Origin of the sequence: Streptomyces pseudovenezuelae, assembly GCF_001513955.1 — a bacterium.
Lineage (GTDB): Bacteria > Actinomycetota > Actinomycetes > Streptomycetales > Streptomycetaceae > Streptomyces > Streptomyces pseudovenezuelae.
The window spans coordinates 590987-607472 of the sequence record NZ_KQ948150.1; the positions used below are offsets into that span (position 1 = coordinate 590987).

At 68.7% G+C, this 16486-nt stretch carries 16 protein-coding genes; 10 read left to right on the forward strand and 6 right to left on the reverse strand.

What is annotated here, in order from left to right; genetic code table 11:
- Positions 1 to 28: 28 nt before the first annotated feature.
- On the forward strand, positions 29 to 772 hold the full coding sequence (locus tag AQI94_RS30570; RefSeq protein ID WP_031036121.1) for a response regulator transcription factor: 744 nt from the start codon (positions 29 to 31) through the stop codon (positions 770 to 772).
- Positions 769 to 2274, forward strand: a complete 1506-nt coding sequence (locus AQI94_RS30575; protein WP_031036119.1) for a sensor histidine kinase — start codon at positions 769 to 771, stop codon at positions 2272 to 2274. The genes AQI94_RS30570 and AQI94_RS30575 overlap by 4 nt, the downstream gene beginning before the upstream one ends.
- 98 nt (positions 2275 to 2372) lie before the next feature.
- Here the strand turns inward: AQI94_RS30575 and AQI94_RS30580 are convergent, their stop codons facing one another.
- Together AQI94_RS30580 and AQI94_RS30585 are read right to left on the reverse strand one after the other, a co-directional pair.
- On the reverse strand, positions 2373 to 4046 hold the full coding sequence (locus AQI94_RS30580) for a sodium:solute symporter family transporter (RefSeq protein WP_051831862.1): 1674 nt from the start codon (positions 4044 to 4046) through the stop codon (positions 2373 to 2375).
- The gene (locus tag AQI94_RS30585) at positions 4043 to 4318 is read right to left on the reverse strand and encodes a hypothetical protein (protein ID WP_031036115.1); all 276 of its coding nucleotides are present in this window, start codon (positions 4316 to 4318) and stop codon (positions 4043 to 4045) included. Before AQI94_RS30585 ends, AQI94_RS30580 begins: the two co-directional genes overlap by 4 nt.
- A 406-nt stretch (positions 4319 to 4724) precedes the next feature.
- Here AQI94_RS30585 and AQI94_RS30590 point away from each other — a divergent pair, with 406 nt between their 5' ends.
- The 6 genes from AQI94_RS30590 (at position 4725) to AQI94_RS30610 (ending at position 9846) form a co-directional block, all read left to right on the forward strand.
- Positions 4725 to 5774 carry an alpha/beta hydrolase family protein gene (locus AQI94_RS30590; protein ID WP_031036114.1) on the forward strand — a complete coding sequence of 350 codons (1050 nt, stop codon included), beginning with the start codon at positions 4725 to 4727 and terminating at the stop codon, positions 5772 to 5774.
- 92 nt (positions 5775 to 5866) lie between these two features.
- Positions 5867 to 6529, forward strand: coding sequence for an alpha/beta hydrolase (locus tag AQI94_RS30595; protein ID WP_158806124.1), 663 nt, complete (start codon positions 5867 to 5869; stop codon positions 6527 to 6529).
- Between the two features lie 429 nt (positions 6530 to 6958).
- On the forward strand, positions 6959 to 7207 hold the full coding sequence (locus tag AQI94_RS44735; protein ID WP_158806122.1) for a hypothetical protein: 249 nt from the start codon (positions 6959 to 6961) through the stop codon (positions 7205 to 7207).
- The gene (locus AQI94_RS30600; protein WP_031036109.1) at positions 7198 to 8328 is read left to right on the forward strand and encodes an LLM class flavin-dependent oxidoreductase; all 1131 of its coding nucleotides are present in this window, start codon (positions 7198 to 7200) and stop codon (positions 8326 to 8328) included. Before AQI94_RS44735 ends, AQI94_RS30600 begins: the two co-directional genes overlap by 10 nt.
- Positions 8325 to 9356, forward strand: coding sequence for an alpha/beta hydrolase (locus tag AQI94_RS30605; protein ID WP_078902544.1), 1032 nt, complete (start codon positions 8325 to 8327; stop codon positions 9354 to 9356). The genes AQI94_RS30600 and AQI94_RS30605 overlap by 4 nt, the downstream gene beginning before the upstream one ends.
- The gene (locus tag AQI94_RS30610) at positions 9325 to 9846 is read left to right on the forward strand and encodes a flavin reductase family protein (RefSeq protein WP_051831861.1); all 522 of its coding nucleotides are present in this window, start codon (positions 9325 to 9327) and stop codon (positions 9844 to 9846) included. Before AQI94_RS30605 ends, AQI94_RS30610 begins: the two co-directional genes overlap by 32 nt.
- 300 nt (positions 9847 to 10146) lie before the next feature.
- Here the strand turns inward: AQI94_RS30610 and AQI94_RS30615 are convergent, their stop codons facing one another.
- The 3 genes from AQI94_RS30615 to AQI94_RS30625 all read right to left on the reverse strand — a co-directional run bounded on the left by AQI94_RS30615 (position 10147) and on the right by AQI94_RS30625 (position 12410).
- Positions 10147 to 10803: a Fic family protein gene (locus AQI94_RS30615; RefSeq protein ID WP_031036100.1), complete on the reverse strand. Its 657-nt coding sequence runs from the start codon at positions 10801 to 10803 to the stop codon at positions 10147 to 10149.
- Entirely contained in the window at positions 10800 to 11303 is a 504-nt protein-coding gene (locus AQI94_RS30620) for a hypothetical protein (protein ID WP_225890298.1), read from the reverse strand. Before AQI94_RS30620 ends, AQI94_RS30615 begins: the two co-directional genes overlap by 4 nt.
- A 201-nt stretch (positions 11304 to 11504) precedes the next feature.
- Positions 11505 to 12410: a LysR family transcriptional regulator gene (locus tag AQI94_RS30625; RefSeq protein ID WP_031036095.1), complete on the reverse strand. Its 906-nt coding sequence runs from the start codon at positions 12408 to 12410 to the stop codon at positions 11505 to 11507.
- Positions 12411 to 12556: 146 nt separating this feature from the next.
- Between AQI94_RS30625 and AQI94_RS30630 the strand changes: the two genes are divergently transcribed.
- Positions 12557 to 13675 (forward strand): PrpF domain-containing protein, encoded by a 1119-nt coding sequence (locus AQI94_RS30630; protein ID WP_031036092.1) that lies wholly within the window; start codon positions 12557 to 12559, stop codon positions 13673 to 13675.
- The gene (gene dctA / locus AQI94_RS30635; RefSeq protein ID WP_031036090.1) at positions 13672 to 15069 is read left to right on the forward strand and encodes a C4-dicarboxylate transporter DctA; all 1398 of its coding nucleotides are present in this window, start codon (positions 13672 to 13674) and stop codon (positions 15067 to 15069) included. The genes AQI94_RS30630 and dctA overlap by 4 nt, the downstream gene beginning before the upstream one ends.
- Before the next feature lie 78 nt (positions 15070 to 15147).
- Here the strand turns inward: dctA and AQI94_RS30640 are convergent, their stop codons facing one another.
- Positions 15148 to 16080: an aldo/keto reductase gene (locus tag AQI94_RS30640; protein WP_031036088.1), complete on the reverse strand. Its 933-nt coding sequence runs from the start codon at positions 16078 to 16080 to the stop codon at positions 15148 to 15150.
- Between the last annotated feature and the right edge of the window lie 406 nt (positions 16081 to 16486).

The window sequence follows — 16486 nt, forward strand, 5'->3', positions numbered from 1 at the left end:
ACGGCAACGGAACGGACCGCACAGCACGATGACAGAGCAGCCCGCGGACAGGGCGCGATACAGGCTCCTCGTGGTCGAGGACGAACCCAGCATCCGCACCCTGTTGGAGTCCACCCTCCGGCTCACCGGATACGAGGTGAGCGCCGCGGAGAACGGCCAGTCCGCCCTCGTCGAGATCCAGCGACGGGAGCCGCACCTGGTGCTGCTCGACGTGATGCTCCCCGACCTGGACGGCTTCGAGGTCACACAACGATTGCGGGCGGCCGGGAACAACGTACCCGTGCTGTTCCTCACCGCCCGCATCGACGTCGACGACCGCATCAAGGGGCTGAGCTCCGGCGGCGACGACTACGTCACGAAGCCGTTCCACATCGACGAAGTGCTGCTCCGTATCGAGGCCATCCTGCGCCGCACAGCGGTCCAAGGCGCGGAGCTGTTCCTTCCGGAGACTGTGCTGCGTTACGCCGACCTTGAGCTCGACGAGGGCGCTCACGAGGTGCACCGCGCCGGGCGCTACGTTCCCTTGTCGCCGACCGAGTTCAAGCTGCTCGCCTACCTGCTCGCCAACCCCGGCAGGGTCCTGACCAGGGCCCAGATCCTCGATCACGTGTGGAGCTACGACTTCGCGGGAGATGCCCGGATCGTCGAGACGTACGTGAGGTACGTGCGCAAGAAGGTCGACTGCCTCGGGCCGCCGCTCATTCACACGGTGCGCGGCGTCGGATACTGCCTGCGGCTGCCGCGCGAGCCGGGAGGGACGGCGGAACAGTGAAGCGGCTGCTGCCCCGAATTCCCGGGTCCCTGCGACGGCGCCTGATCCTGGGGGCGGCGCTGCTGGCGACGGTCGCCGTTGTCGTCTCCCAGCTCATCGGCTTCATGGTGCTGCGCTCGTGGCTGTTGGACCGGGTCGACCAGCAACTGGCGGACTTCCACCCACCCGGACCGGCCTACTTCGAGGCTCTCAAGCAGAACAACCGCGGGGACCGGCCCGACGTCCTCCCCTCGGACTTCCGGGTCTACTTCTACGACTTCTCCGGTCGGCGAATGACCGTGTCGCTCGGTGGCGACGGCAGGCCAGGTCCACGGATCGGGGATTCCCTGACGCAGCTCGGCCTGCACGCCGGCCGCCCAGGGACGGTGGCATCCGTCAGCGGCGACGGCCGGTGGAGAGTGCTGCTGAGTTCCGGTCCGGAGGACATGCACGCCGTCGTGGCTCTGCCGCTGGACAGCGTCGACGCCACCACGTCCAAGATTCTCTGGCTGAACGCGGTGTTGCTGGTCGTCACCGTCGCCGCCCTGCTTGCGCTGGGCCGCTGGGTGGTGCGGCTCGGTCTGCTCCCGCTGACACGTATGGAACACACCGCCGAGCGCATCGGAGCGGGGCAACTGGATCTGAGACTCCCCGACATCGATGCGCGCACCGAGATCGGTCGGCTCGGCCGGGTGCTGAACTCCATGCTGGAGCGGCTGCAGTTGGCCCTGCGTGAACGGGAGGCGTCGGAGGCGCGCATGCGACGCTTCGTCGCCGACGCCGGCCACGAGCTGCGCACCCCGCTCACCGCCATCCAGGGCTACGCACAGCTCACACTGCGCCAGGAGCGTCTGTCGGCCGATGAGCAGATCGAGGCCCACCAGCTGATCGCACAGAACGCGGAGCGGATGGGCCTCCTCGTCGACGACCTCCAACTTCTCGCCCAGTTGGACAGGGAGCCGTCGTACGACAAGAACCCGGTGGACCTGCTCTCCCTGGCGGCGGACGCCGTGCGGACCGCCGCCCTGCACGGGGCGAGCCATCCGGTCGACCTGGGCCCCCTGTCGGACCCGGCGGGCAACGGCGAACTGGATGTGGTCGAGGCCGTCGGCGACCCCCATCGACTGAGACAGATCGTCGACAACCTGCTGTCCAACGCCCGTGTCCACACCCCGGCCGGCACCGCGGTCCATGTCAGGGTGGGCGAGACCAGGGTGGGCGTGGGCACCTGCGGGTCCGACCGCCCGGGGGGTGTCGGCGCGTCACCGCCCCTGCCGGACGGTATGCGCGTAAGCGTGGTGGAAGTGGCGGACGAAGGGCCCGGGCTCACGGCCCAGGTCGCCAAGCACGTGTTCGAACGTTTCTACCGTGCTGACCCTTCCCGCTCCCGTACCCACGGTGGTAGCGGCCTGGGCCTCTCCATTGCCGCCGCGGTCGCCGAAGGCCACGGTGGCCGCCTCGAACTCGACACCGCGCCCGGTAAGGGATGTACCTTCCGACTCGTGCTCCCCGCGCGGATGTAGGACGGGAGATCCAGCGGCGCTTCCGGCTGATCACCGGGTCCTTGCCCACCGGGCCACACCGGCCGCTCAGCCACGCCCCTGGAGATCCTGGGTCCTGCTCAGTCCGACGGCCGACGCCCCGTGGTGCGTCCAACTGCTGCCGCTGTGGCGGCCGTCCGCCCGATGAGCAGGGCAGCGGTGGTCACCGACGCGTCCTCGGCCTGCTGCCTGTGGGCTCGTCGGCGCCCCACGAGGCTGCCCGCCCATCCCAGCAGAAAGGCGGCCGGGACGGAGACCAGAACCGGGGTGCCATGGTCGAACCAGGCGAAGTCGGCGTTCGGCAGGAAGGCCTGCGAGCCGCCTGAGGCGGAGGGTGAGGACAGTGCCAGGCCGACACTCAGGACGGTTCCGCCGTACACGGCCCACAGCAGGCCCGTTCGGTTGAAGCGATCCCAGTAGAACGTGTAGAGCAGAACCGGAGCCACGGTGGATGCGGCAACTGCCGTGGCGAGCTGAGCCAGGAAGGCGGCGGAGCGTCCCTGCGCCAGTACGGCGAGCAGGATGCCGAGGACGCCGAAGAGCAGGACGGCTATGCGTGCCACCATCAGTTCACGCGTGGGGTCGGACTGCCGGCGCTGAACGAGATGGTGGTACGTGTCCCGGGCCAGGACGGCGGCCGCCGCGAGCGTGGTGGCGCCCACGACGGCGAGCACGCTGAGAAAGATCGCGCAGGCGAGCGCGGTGAAAAGCAGACGGCTCGTGCCACTTCCCAGCCCGTCATCCAGACTGCCGGCGACGAGCATCAGCGAGTCGTCCGCATTGGACTGTCCGGAGAGAATGGCGCCGGCACCGACTCGGGCCGATGCCCCCATGCCCAGAATGACCACGGTGACGCACACGAGCGCGACGACACCGGTCGCGTACCGGACGGAGCGGCGCGCCGTGGCGGTGTCCTTTGCCGCTGAGACACGGCTGAGGACGTGAGGCATGCAGACACCGCCGAGGACCGTCATGACCTGTCCCGCGGCGAAGTCCAGGCGTGGTGTCGGTCCGACGTTGAAGAGGCCACCGGTACTGAGATACCGGCCGGGACGGGTGCTGTGCGCGTCAGCGGCGGTGAGCAGGGTGGCGACATCTCCGTGGAAGAGGCGGAGCACGGCCAGGGAAGCGAAGATCATGGCCACGAGCGTGACGGCAGCGGCGATCACCTGTATGACGGTGAGCCCCTTGGCACCGCTGAGCATGCCGCAGGTGACCACCAGGCCTCCGATGAGCACCGTGCACATCTGCTGCACCCCGATGCCGGAGAACCCGAGGAGCGCGGCGGTGACGTTCCCGGCGGCCATGAGCTGAGCCACGAGGTACGGAGCGGTGATCGCGAGGGTGGCCACCGCGGCGGCCACCCGAGGCGCGGTGCCCGGTGCCCGGAGCGAGAAGAGGTCGCCGAGTGTGAGGGAGCCGCTGAGCTGCAGGGGGCGTGCCAGCAGAAGGAGAACACCCATCGACAGGAGCACGCTGGTCGCGGCGGTGATGCCGTCGAAGCCGACGGTTGCCACCACACCGGTCACGCTGAGCAGCAGAGACGTGGAGACATAACATCCCGCCAACGCCAAGCCGTTCTTCCATGCCGAACCCTGCCGGTCCCCGATGTAGAACTCCGGCGGGGAGTCTCCGCGCAGGCCGGCGAAGACCGAGCCGAAGAGGGCGAGGACCATGAAGAGCATGAAGGAGCTGAGAACCAGGGCGTAGGGATCATCGGCCGCCGCCGCGAGGAAGGTGCTGCTGTGATTCATCTGAACCCTCCGATCTGCTGGACGGGCATGGCGGTTGCGTTCGCCTCGGCGCGTTCGTGCTGCAGAGGGTCCAGCAGGCGTGCACTGCGACGGTCGAAGCGGTGGGCCGTTGCCAGCAGAGCCACGGCCTGGAGCAGATACAGCGACAGGCCTACGGTCATGTCGGTGCTGAACAGTCGCGTGGCGAGGAGATCGCCAGGGAGCGCGATCAGGGTGACCGCGGTGCCGAAGCACAGGGCGTTGGGTACGAGGAACGCCAGGTCCAGGTGCACTGCCCGGTCACGCGCCTGAGACAGCGGGGACTGGGCGGGGTGATCAGGGAACCTGTGGTGCTTTGGTGGCTGAGCTGAGAGTCGCATCGCTGCCTTCACGTGCTGGTCGGTTGTGGGTCGGTCGGTGGCCGCTCTGGGAATCGACCCCGTGCCGCGGGGCAGCGCTTCCATGACGGGCGGCAGCGCCTGGCGGCCGGGCGTGGGGGAGGGCTGTCGTCGTCGAGCAGTGGGAGCGGCGGCAAACGCGGCGGTGAGCCGTCGGCGAGGTGTCGACGCAGGCGCTGACGATACCGGAAGCGGTCGCCAATGTCCTCGCATGCGAAACTTGAGTTCTGCTAAGCGGGACAATAGTGTCGGTGGTGTGGAGGGTGGACGTATCAGCGCTGTTTGGGAAGTAGGTTTCCGCATGCCCTACCGGTGGAGGGTCGCCCCCGAGGACCTGTTCGTCGAGCGGTACGGGCAGATGGTGAACAACGGTCTGCCCATCGCGGACGTCGACACCGTCCGATCCTCGGTCACTGACATGTGGCTCGACGAGCCGGGCGGCTGGGTGTACGAGTGGTCGCGACTGGCCGGCGTCTATGCGGAGCGCGGTCAGCATCACCTTGCGGCGCTGGCCTACGGATGGGCGAAGTTTCCCACGCTGGCCGACGACGCCAAGCGCACGGCGCTGGAGCGGCAGCTCAAGCATTACCTGCTTGCCGCTCCCGGGTTCAAGGTCGGGTTTGAGCGCCGGGCGGTCCAGGTGCCCTGCGACGAGGGAGTCACCGCTGTACCCGTGCACTTCCTCACCCCGCCGGGCTGGTCGGGCGATGCCCCCGTCCTGCTCGCCAGCGGTGGAGTGGACACCTGGAAGATGGATCTCCACGGGCTCTTCGAGACGGTCGCCCTGCGAACCGGCATGGGCGTGCTGGCCTTCGACATTCCTGGCACCGGCGAATGTGCCGGCCCCATGGACTCGGAGGACGGCGCTGACCTCGTGCGCGCCCTGGCCATCGAGGCGCGGGCGCTGGGCAACGGGCGCGTCCTGCATCTGGGCATATCGATGGGCGGTCACTTCTCGGCCTGCTCCGGCCTGGCGGGGGATGTCGACGCGGCGATCGTCATCGGCGGTCCCATCGAAGCGGCCTTCGCCCAGGATCGGACCTTCGCGTATGGCATGGAGGGCGTTGTCGGCAACGCGTTGGGGTTCGACCATCAACCCGATGATGCGCAACTGGCCAGGATCTGGCCGCCGTTCGATCTGCGCCCGCTGCTCAACCTCGACACGAACGTCCCGATGCTGGTCGTCAACGGAGCCGGTGACGTCCATGTTCCGCAGCACGACACCCTGGTCTTCGTCGGCCGCCGGGACACGGAAGTCCACTTGCTCCCGGACACCGGACACTGCGCGGCTTCCAAGATGCCCCAGGTACTTGAGTTGATGTTCGAGTGGATCCACCGCCACCAGTTGTGAGCGGTTGCCCGCAGGGCAAGTCACCTTGCCGGTTGAGCCGCGACAGATGACCTCGTTGGCCCCGAGACGGAACGAGTTGCACAATGACAAAGGTGGTACTGATCCACGGAGCATGGCACGGAGCTTGGTGCTGGGACGGCGTCGTCGCCGAGTTGCGGCAGCGCGGCGTCGAGGCGACAGCCGTCGAACTGCCATTGACGGGCTTTGCCGCGGATCTTGCCGCAGCCCGCGCAGCGATCCAGGCCGCGGGAAGTGACGCGATCGTCGTCGGGCACTCCTATGGTGGGCGGGTGATCACCCAGGCTGCGACCGGCCTTCCCGTGGCCCGGCTCGTCTATGTCGCTGCGTATCTCGACGATCCGTGCGAAGCGGACGTGCCGACCACCAGCAGTCTCCTCGCCGCGTCACTCCTCTTCGACGGACTGGAGATGAGGGTGGATCCGCAGGCAGCGGCTGCCGTGTTCTACGGCGACACCGACGCTCAGACGGCCACCGCGTGGGTCGCGCGCCTTCGTCCCATGCCGCTGGAGCATCCCAGCGTGTCGGACGCCGAAGCCGCGTGGCGCTCGATTCCGAGCACCTACCTCGTGTGCACGAACGACCAGGCTCTGCCGCCGGTGTCGCAGCGCGAGATGGCAGCGCACGCATCCGAGGTCGTCCAGTGGCCCACGGACCACTCGCCGTTCCTGACACGCCCGGCTGAACTCGCGGAACTGATTGTCCGAGGCACGCCTGACGGTCGCGGACGCAGCTGAAAGTAGCGTGGCGGCGGACCGCTGTTACCCGGTCGAGCGCCGACGGCGACCTCGACCGGGTTGGCACCGGCCAGGCGGGCGACGCACCCACCCTCACCAGGGCCATGGCCCGCACATGAGTGCCTGTGTCGATCGGGCGGCCGAGGATGACCCCGCACGTGGCATCCCCCAGCTATCGCGCTGGCCCTCTAGGTGCCTGTTTCGGCGTCACCACCAGCCTGACGCGCGGGTTCCGTGCGCACAGTGTTGGACACACTCGCCGAGAAAGTGACCGTGCTGCGGGACACTCCTGTCCCGCGCCACGGTGACCCGACTCTTGACTTGCCCCTCCCTCTCGACTTCACTTGTCCTATCAGGCGACATTGCGGTCCGACTTTTCAGGACCCGATGTAGAGCTTGGTGAGGAGGTCATGCCTCGACGAGCCCTACGTGTTCACCGAACGCACGGCCAAGGGCCTGATCGAACTCCGGCGGGAGGCGCTGCTCGCCCTGACACCGGACGAAGAACCCGCTCTCGAACGCCTCGCGGCCGACAGGGCCATGCGCCGCGCCCTCACGGAATTGCTAGGCCGAAGCAACGGTCCCTTTCTTGCCGACCCTGTTCTCAGTCCTCTCGTGTCGGGCTTTCACGCACCACAACCAATGATCGATTTCTCGGAGGCGGCAGCATGCACATAGGAATAGCCACAGGTCTTCAGCACTACGGTCCGGACGGCGAGGAGGCCGACTACCCGGACGGCCAGTTCGTACGCGAGGAGGTCGAACGGTGGGTGCTCGCGGAGGAGTTGGGTCTGGACTCGGTCTGGCTCACTGAACACCACTTCACCCGCCACTCCCTCGCGCCGGACCCTCTGATGTTCCTGTCCTACCTCTCCGGGCGAACGCGGCGGATCCGGTTGGGTACGCAGGTGCTCGTCCTGCCCTGGCACGACCCGGTCCGTCTGGCCGAACAGATCATCACCCTCGACGAGGTGTCCAACGGCCGGGCGATCATCGGACTCGGGCGCGGCATGGCGCCGCGCGAGTACAGGGGCCTGCGCATTGACCCGGATGCGGCGCGACAGCGCTACGACGAGATGCTGCAGCTCCTCGTGGACGGACTGGAGACGGGCGTGATGGAGGGCGGCGAGTTCTACCAACAGCCGCGGGTGGAGCTGCGGCCGCGACCGGGCCGTTCCTTCAAGGGGCGGTTGTTCGCGGCCCTCGGCTCGCCCGAAAGCCAGCGCCAGGCCGGCCGGCTGGGGCTGGGGCAGCTGACGACCACCACACTTCCGTTCAAGGTGCCCGAGGGCGGGCTGCCGATCGACAGCTACCTGAACGCATGGCGGGAAGCACACGGCCCCGACACCAAGCCTCCGGCACCGTTCGCTTCGAGCATCATCGTGGTGGACGAGAGCGCGGACCGTGCCCAGGAGATCGCCCGCCTGTACGGGGGCAACGCGCAGCGCGTCGGCATCTGGCACTACCAGATGCGGGGCCGTCCGGCCTACGGGCCCATCCCGGCGATCGAGACCGACGAGGATGTGGAGCGCATGGTGGACGGCTTCGTCTCGCAGATCATCGCGGGCACCCCGGACCAGGTGCTGAAACGCCTGGAGGAGACGCGCGACCAGATCCATCCGCAGGGTATGTTCCCGCAGCTGTTCTTCGGCGGGATGCCTCACGAGGAGGCGGTGCGCAACATGCGGTGCTTCGCCGAGCACTGTATGCCGGAGATCAAGAGCTGGCCGGCGTCCAGCAGCATCGACGGGGACGCCACGGAACTGTCGGTGGGCGCCAGTGGCGCCGGGCCGCGATGACCGCATCCGAACCCGTCCAGGTGGGCGGACTTGACGGGACGTTGTTCCGCGCGGAAGCCATCGCGCCCGAAACAGCCGAGTTCAACCTGCGACTTCGCGAGCTGGTGAAGGGCCTGCCCGGACCCGAATCGGGAGGCGGCATTCCGAGGCCTCCCACGCAGCCTTCGGAGCGGGCACGCACCATCCGGACAACCGGACGGGGCGGTCACGAACTGCCCTTGCGGGTCATCGCTCCGGACCGCCCCAAGGGCGTCTACCTGCACTTCCACGGCGGCGGGTTCGTCAGCGGCAGCGCGGCGCAGTCGGACCAGGAGCTGGAACGGATCGCGCGGAACACCGGTCTCGCCTGCGTCGACGTGGACTACCGCCTGGCACCCACGCACCCTCACCCGGCGGCATGGGACGACGCCGAATCCGCGGCGCTGTGGCTGATCGAGAATGCGAAGTCGGAGTTCGGAACCGATGCGCTCGCGATCGGCGGCCTGTCGGCGGGCGCGACACTAGCGGCCTCCGTCCTGGTCAGGCTGCGCGAACGACGGGGGTCCACCGGGTTCCAGGCGGCGAACCTGGTCTTCGGGAATTTCGACCTCTCGATGACCCCGAGCCAGACGCTGATCGGTGCCGACGCGGTGCCGGTTTCGGTGGACATGATCCGAGCGTGTACCGATGCGGTCGCGCCCCGGAGCGACCGGCGCCAGGACCCGGACCTGTCGCCTCTGTTCGCGGATCTGCGGGATCTCCCGTCGGCGTTGTTCACGGTGGGAACTCTGGATCCGTTTCTGGACGACTCGTTGTTCATGCACGCCCGCTGGATCGCGGCCGGCAACCAGGCCGAAATAGCCGTCTATCCCGGCGGCGGGCATGGCTTCACCGAAGCCCCCATCCCTCTCGCGGACCAGGCGAACGACCGCATCGACGCCTTTCTCCGCCAGGTCGGGCGCGACCCTCAGGGGAGTCCGCGATCGGTTGACCCAACGAGCATGCGGAGGTGCAGTGATGACGGCGATTTCCACGACGAGCAGCTCTGATGCGGACTACCTGGCACGGATGTTCCGTGACGCGATGGCCCAAGTCGTCACGCCGGTAACGGTCGTGACGGGAATACAGGAGGGAGTTCCGCACGGTACGACGGTCAGCGCGTTCACGTCCCTGTCGCTGTCACCTCCGATGGTTCTCGTCTCCCTGGACCGGACGAGCGAGCTGTTGAGCATCGTGGGTCGGTCCGGCCGGTTCGGCGTCAACGTGCTGGGTTCGGCACACTCGGATGTCGCCCTGCGCTTCGCCCGCAAGGGCGGGGCGGCCAAGTTCGCGGACACCCGGTGGCTGCTCGACCACAGACTGCCGCGGCTACCGAACGCGCTCGGCTGGCTGGCATGCGAGATCGAGCAAATGGTCGACGGCGGTGACCATGTCGTGCTGCTGGGCAAGGTCCTGCACACCGACCAGCACGACGGTTCGCCTCTGACCTACCACGCGCGAACATTTGGCACCCATACGCGGCTCGACCGCGACCCGTGATCGTGGAGGAACCGGAGTGAACTGCAACTGCACCTCGCTCCGGCTTAACAAGCAGCGTCACTGCCGCCTGCCTGTTAACGTCCTGCGGTGATCTCTTTGGGGGAGCCCGCGCTCTTCACGCGCCTGCGTGATGCGCTGCGCGATGTCCGGCGGGTACGCCCGCGGAACATCGTTTCTCGCGACCGTGTGACTATAGCTCGGCATCCACCGGCCCCGGCAAGCCGGTTCAGTCTGCTCAGGAAGTGCTCACGCCCTCGCGTACACGCGGCCGGAGTTTGTTGAGCATGGCGTCTTGTCCCGTCAAGCCGGGCTCCGGTGGCGCTGGCGGCGCTGCGTCGCGCTGATCAGGATTCCGATGAGCACCGCCAGATCGGCCGCGCCATCGGCGTCGTCGGCCCAGCGGGTGACCTGCAGCGGGTGCGCCTGGTCGAGGCACGCACCGTCACAGGCCAGGACGAAGGCGAGCGCCAGCATGGCCGCGCGGGCGTTGCCGTCCTCGAACGGATGGAAGAAAAGGACGTCGAGGTACGTCCGAGCAGCGCGCGAAGGCAGGGGCAGATCCGGCTGGGTGCTCTGGGACAGGCACTGTTCGAACCGGGCGGCTGTGTCGGCCGCGAGGCCGTAGCGCTCTCGTCCGCCCTTCGCGAAGGCCGGCAGGGTACGGAAGCCGACAGGGTCGCGGTGCAGCACGTACCGCTGCCACCCCGTCAGGAGAGCGAAGTTCAGCTGCCTGCCCTCCTGCGCGTCGGCGAGAGCTCGATCGAGGGCTGTGAGAACCCGCGCGGTCCCTTCGGGGTCGCGGTCGCCGCGCGTCGCGGTGAAGTAGTCCCGGACGCCGTCGGCCGCGGGTGGTCCCGCAGCGGCGCGCTCGCCGCTCCAGCGCGGCCAGGGGACCGTCGTACGGATGCTCAACCAGGCGGCCAGGGAGTCCTGTTGGTCCACGGGGGCGGAAGTCATGCTCGGTGTTCCACGGTTTGGGCGAACCGTGAACTCACCGAGTCGACCACCGTGGCGTCCGGTGCGACCCAGCTGTCGAAGCGGCCGCCGACCGCGCTCTCGACGATCTCCCGAGCCCGCTCCTGGGGTATGCCGTTACGGGTGAGGAACCAGGTGAGGACCTGCATGCAGTGCCGGTACCAGCCACTCTCGGCCTGGGTCCGGTCAGCCACCACGGTGACCAGCCGCGCGCATGCCCGCTCCCAGTGCCAGGGGTCCTCCAAGGGCTTTGGCGGTGCGAGGGCGGCGAAGCGCTCTGCCAATTCCTCCAGCCAGTCCCGCCATTCGAGCAGGGCCGCGACGACCAGCGCGGAGGTCTCGTCCGCTGTCGTCACGGAATGGGAGGCACAGCACCACACGCCGACGACTCCGCCGTCGGTGTCTCCCTCGCCCACGGACCAGTTCCATCCGCGGGCCCAGCGGCCGTATCGCTCCACCAGGAAGTCGGTGACCGGATCCAAGGAAGACCGACCGCTCTCCTTCGCGGTGTCCGCACGGGGCAGCAGGGGTGCGACACACTCGGCCAACGCCCTCGCGGCATCCTCGTCAAGCTCGAACGGATGACCCAACGGATCTACTTCTGCCCAGGTCAGTGAATACGCCCACAGCTCAGTCACCAGGCCACTCTGCCGTGTGCACCCCCTCGAACACCAACCCAGGTGTCAGGGCGTTCGGGCCGCGGCGATGTCGCGGAGCAGTCCGGCGAAGGTCAGGGCTGCAGGGGTGAGCGCGTGGTCGGCCATGCGCACCAGGAGGATGCGGCGGATCGGGCCCGGCGGCCGGAGAGGCTGGACGGTGACGCCGGGCCGGATGCCCTCCAGGGCCAGGGTGGGGGCGAGGGCGACACCGATGCCGGCGGCGACCATGGCCTGGGCTTCCTGGTAGTCGTGGGCCTCGTAGGCGATGTGGGGCTCGAAGCCGACGGCGCGGCAGCCGCGGACAAGGGCTTCGGCCACCGGGTGATGGTCGGCGCGGGTGATCCAGGGGTCGTGTGCGAAGTCGGCGAGTGAGGCGGCGTCGCGTCCGGCGAGGGGATGGCGGTCGCTGACGAGTAGGGCGGGCGGGTCGTCGAGGAGGGGGGTGACGACGATGTCCTCGCGGTCGATTCGGCTCCAGTCGTAGTCCCACATCAGCGACATCTCGATCTCCCGGTTCTCCAGCATCGCCCAGAGCCCGGCGATGCGGGCGCTGCGGACGGTCAGCCGTACGTCGGGATGGGCGTCCCGGAAGGCGATCACGGCCTGCGGGAGGAGCGAGGCGCCGACCGTGGGGAAGGTGCCGATGCGCAGGGTGCCCGCGCGCAGGCCGGCGAAATCGGCGAGTTCGTTCTCCGCGGCCTGCAGTTCGCGTTCGATGCGCTGCCCTCGTTCGGCCAGTGCCCGTCCGGCGTCGGTGACGGTGACACCCCGGGCGTGGCGTTCCAGCAAGGGCTGTCCTGCCTCCGCTTCCAGGCGGCTGATCTGCTGCGACACCGCTGACGGGGTGTAGTTGAGGGCGCGGGCGGTCGCCGTCACGGAGCCGCGCCGGGCGACCTCGGTGAACAGCAGGATGCGCCGGACGTCGAGCATGCCCCCACCTCCAGCGTTCAGTTCACCTTAATGCCCATGCAGATTTCCGAGATTGTACTTCACGCTGCCGTAACCCACCGTGGAGGACACCACGCACGGCGAGACCGGCGGTGGACTTCCCCTTCCATGCTTGTGAGGAGTCAGTTGTGCTGCGTCTGCAGGGCGAGATGATCCGCGGAGGAACCAGCAAGTGCTGGATCTTCGACCATCGCGACGTGGCCGCCACGGGCGTGGACGTCGACGCCCTCCTGCTGGCCGCCTTCAACGCCGCCGACCCCCGCCAGATCGACGGCGTCGGCGGCGCCTCCTCCACCACCTCCAAGGCCGCCGTCGTCCAGGCGTCGACCCGGCCCGGGGTGGACGTCGAGTACGCCTTCGCGCAGGTCGGCATCGGCGACGAGCGAGTGGAGTGGGCCAGCAACTGCGGCAACTGCGCCACCGCCGTGGCCCTGTACGCCGTCCACCACGATCTCGTACCGATCACACCGGACACCACCACCGTCCGCATGCTCAACGTCAACACCGGGGCCCGCCTCACGGGCACCATCCCCACCCCTGCGGGTGTGGCCCCGGAGGAGGGCAGGGCCCTGGTGCCGGGTACCGCCGCCCCGGGCGTGCCGGTCCTGCTCGGCTTTCAGGACCCGGCGGGCTCGACGACCGGCCGTGCCCTGCCGACCGGCCGGGCACTGGACGAACTGACCGGCCCGGACGGTCCCGTCGAGGCATCCCTGGTGGACGCCGGCGCGCCGGCCGCGCTGTTCGAGGCCAAGGCGTTCGGCCTCGACGGCACGGAATCCCTCACCGCGTTCGCCACCGCGGTACCCGCGCTGACACTGCTGCGCCGTCAGGCAGCACTGGCCATGGGCCTGGCCCGTGAGGGCGATCCGGTCAGCCACGCGGTGCCGAAGGTGGGCATCGTCGCGCGGCCCGCCCGCTACCGCACCACCCAGGGCATACTCGTCAACCAGGACGAGTACGACCTGGCCGTGCGCATGGTCTCCATGCACGCCCCGCACCCCGCGATCGGCCTCACCTCCGCCGTGGCCCTCGCCACGGCCGCCGCCACCCCCGGCACCCTCGCCCACCGCGTCGCCCGGCAGACCGCCGAGGGCACGCTGCGCCTGGGCACCCCCGCCGGCGTGATCACCACCCGAGCCGTACCCGCACCGGACGGCGCGTCCCCCACGGTGCTGCTGCACCGCGCCGCCCGGCGTATCGCCCGAGCCGAACTCCTCGTTCCCGTCCTGGAAGGACGCCCCGCATGAGCCGCAAAGACGCCGCCCCGGGTACCGTCACCGCATCACCGGGCCGCATCCGCCGGATGCTGTCCCTCCTCTACGTCCAGTGCCTGATCGCCGTCCTCCTCGGCGCCGCAGTGGGCGGGCTGTGGCCGTCCGTCGGCGCAGACCTCAAGCCGCTCGGTGACGGGTTCATCGCGCTGGTGAAGATGTTCATCGCGCCGATCATCTTCTGCACGGTCGTCCACGGCATCGCCTCCATGGGCAACGCCCGCGCGGTGGGCCGCGTGAGCCTGAAGGCGCTGGTCTACTTCGAGGTGCTGACCACCGTGGCCATGGTGATCGGCCTGGTGGTCGTCAATGTCGTCAAGCCGGGCAGTGGTCTGCACATCGACCTCTCGACCCTGTCCACCGACGGCCTGCCGCCGGAGGCGACCACGACCCACGAGGGCTTCGCCGCCTTCCTCCTCGCCATCATCCCGGCCACCTTGGTCAGCGCCCTGACCGGCAACGAGATCCTGCCGGTGCTGCTGGTGTCGGTGCTGTTCGGATTCGGCCTGCACGCCAGCGGAGAGGCCGGCCTGGGCATCGCCCGGGGCATCGAGAAGTTCTCCACGGTCCTGTTCACGCTCATCCGCTGGATCATGCGGCTCGCCCCCGTCGGCGCGTTCGGCTCGATGGCCTTCACCATCGGCAACTACGGCCTGGGCACCCTGCGCCATCTGTCCCTGCTGGTCGGCTCGTTCTGGCTGACCGCCCTCTTCTTCGTCCTGGTCGTCCTCGGGACCGTCATGCGCCTGAACGGACTGCGGCTGCTGCCCTTCCTGCGCTACATCAAGGAAGAGCTGCTGATCGTCCTGGGCACCTCCTCCACCGAGCCCGTCCTGCCGCGCATGATGGCCAAGCTCCAGCACGCGGGCGCCTCGAAACCGGTCGTCGGCATCACGCTGCCCGCCGGGTACTCCTTCAACCTCGACGGCACCGCCATCTACCTGACCATGGGCTCGGTCTTCCTCGCCCAGGCCCTCGGCATCGACCTCAGCCTCACCCAGCAGCTGACCATGCTCGCCGTCATGTTGCTCACCTCCAAGGGCGCCGCAGGCGTCACGGGCTCCGGCTTCATCGCCCTGGCCGCCACGCTCAGCGCCGTCCCGCACGTCCCGGTCGCCGCCCTCGCGCTGATCTTCGGTGTCGACCGGTTCATGTCCGAAGCCCGCGCCCTGACCAGCCTGGTCGGCAACGGCGTTGCCACGCTGGCCGTAGCACGCTGGGAGGGAGAGCTCGACGAGGACCGCGCCAAGGCCGTCCTGCGCGGCGAGATCCCCTACGTCCCTGCCCCCGCTCCGTCCGCGGTGACAGCCGAGCCTGATGCCGAGCAGACGCCCGTACCGATCCGTGACCGCGTGCCCGCCGCGGGCTGACGTCGCATGGAGGGGCCGGCCCGGAGCGTGTGCTCCGGGCCGGCCCCTCCATGTCGGAATCCAGTGCTGTAACCCTGGCTAGGGCACCTTGTAACCGGCGGCGCGGAACAGTTCGTACCATTCCGATCGGGTGAGCTGGATGTCGGAACCGAGCGCGGCGGCCGTGACGCGTTCCGGCGTGGTCGTGCCGAGCACGACCTGCATCTGCGCGGGATGGCGCGTGATCCAGGCGACCGCGATCGCCTCGGCCGGTACGCCGTACTTGTCGCTCAGCCGGTCGATCACCGCGTTCAACTCGGGGAAGCGGTCGGAACCGAGGAACGGGCCGTCGAAGAATCCGGCCTGGAAAGGCGACCACGCCTGGATGGTGATGTCGTGCAGACGGCAGTAGTCGACGATCCCGTCATCACGGACGACCGACTGATCGAGGCCCTGCATGTTCGCCGCGACGCCCTGCGCGATCATCGGGGCGTGAGTGATCGACAGCTGCAGCTGGTTCGCCACGATGGGTTGTGTCACGTGCTTGCGCAGCAGGTCGAGTTGCCGGGGGGTCTGGTTGGAGACGCCGAAGGCGCGTACCTTGCCTGCCGCCGACAGCTCGTCGAAGGCGCGGGCCACCTCCTCCGGCTCGACGAGAGCGTCGGGCCGGTGCAGCAGCAGGATGTCGAGATAGTCCGTGCCCAGTGCCTTGAGTGAGCCGTTCACGGACTCGATGATGTGGTCGTAGGAGAAGTCGAAGTACGGCCCGTCCTTGACGATGCCGGCCTTCGTCTGGATGACGAACTGCTCACGCTCCGACGAGCTGAGCTTCATGGCTTCGGCGAACCGACGCTCGCAACCGTGGTCGTCCGTGCCGTAGACGTCGGCGTGATCGAGGAACGTGATGCCGTGGTCGCGCGCGGTGTTCACGAGCCTGCGCACCGCGTCGTCGGTCATGTCCTGGATGCGCATCAGTCCAAGGACGACGTTGGGGACCACCATGTCGGTGCCGGGCAGGGTGAAGGTCTTCATGTGACTCTTTCGCTGTGACGTGAACGTTTCAGGCGGAAGGCAGGGCCCTGGGGAGGGGGGTGACGACGAGCGCCGACGCGGGCGCCAGGGCAGGAGGGCGAGGCCGAGCCTGGTGCGGTGCTCAAGCTCTTCTCGGCTGGAGCCGTCTAGCGACGCCGACGTTCACCCACCGGGACGGCGGCTTCGGACGACGGAACGGGGTAGGGACCGATCGCCTCGACGCCCGACCGGCGGGCGGGGCCATGTGCGGAGACCGTCCGGTCACCGAGGGTGCGATGCTGCATGAGCCTCCTCCTCCGGACGCCTCGGCGAGTGCACGGTGCAGGGCGACCTCGCGTGCCCACTCTAGAAATCGCCGATCCAGAAATCCAACAGTTGTTGGTTCTGATATTGAGAACCCCCGGAT

What these genes read in the sequence shown, in the direction of transcription:
- AQI94_RS30625 (WP_031036095.1), bottom strand. Translation starts at nt 12,410, where the DNA reads ATGCTCGACGTCCGGCGCATCCTGCTGTTCACCGAGGTCGCCCGGCGC.
- AQI94_RS30570 (WP_031036121.1), top strand. Translation starts at nt 29, where the DNA reads ATGACAGAGCAGCCCGCGGACAGGGCGCGATACAGGCTCCTCGTGGTC.
- AQI94_RS30600 (WP_031036109.1), top strand. Translation starts at nt 7,198, where the DNA reads ATGCACATAGGAATAGCCACAGGTCTTCAGCACTACGGTCCGGACGGC.
- AQI94_RS30615 (WP_031036100.1), bottom strand. Translation starts at nt 10,803, where the DNA reads ATGACTTCCGCCCCCGTGGACCAACAGGACTCCCTGGCCGCCTGGTTG.
- dctA (WP_031036090.1), top strand. Translation starts at nt 13,672, where the DNA reads ATGAGCCGCAAAGACGCCGCCCCGGGTACCGTCACCGCATCACCGGGC.
- AQI94_RS30610 (WP_051831861.1), top strand. Translation starts at nt 9,325, where the DNA reads ATGACGGCGATTTCCACGACGAGCAGCTCTGATGCGGACTACCTGGCA.
- AQI94_RS30605 (WP_078902544.1), top strand. Translation starts at nt 8,325, where the DNA reads ATGACCGCATCCGAACCCGTCCAGGTGGGCGGACTTGACGGGACGTTG.
- AQI94_RS30640 (WP_031036088.1), bottom strand. Translation starts at nt 16,080, where the DNA reads ATGAAGACCTTCACCCTGCCCGGCACCGACATGGTGGTCCCCAACGTC.
- AQI94_RS30590 (WP_031036114.1), top strand. Translation starts at nt 4,725, where the DNA reads ATGCCCTACCGGTGGAGGGTCGCCCCCGAGGACCTGTTCGTCGAGCGG.
- AQI94_RS30580 (WP_051831862.1), bottom strand. Translation starts at nt 4,046, where the DNA reads ATGAATCACAGCAGCACCTTCCTCGCGGCGGCGGCCGATGATCCCTAC.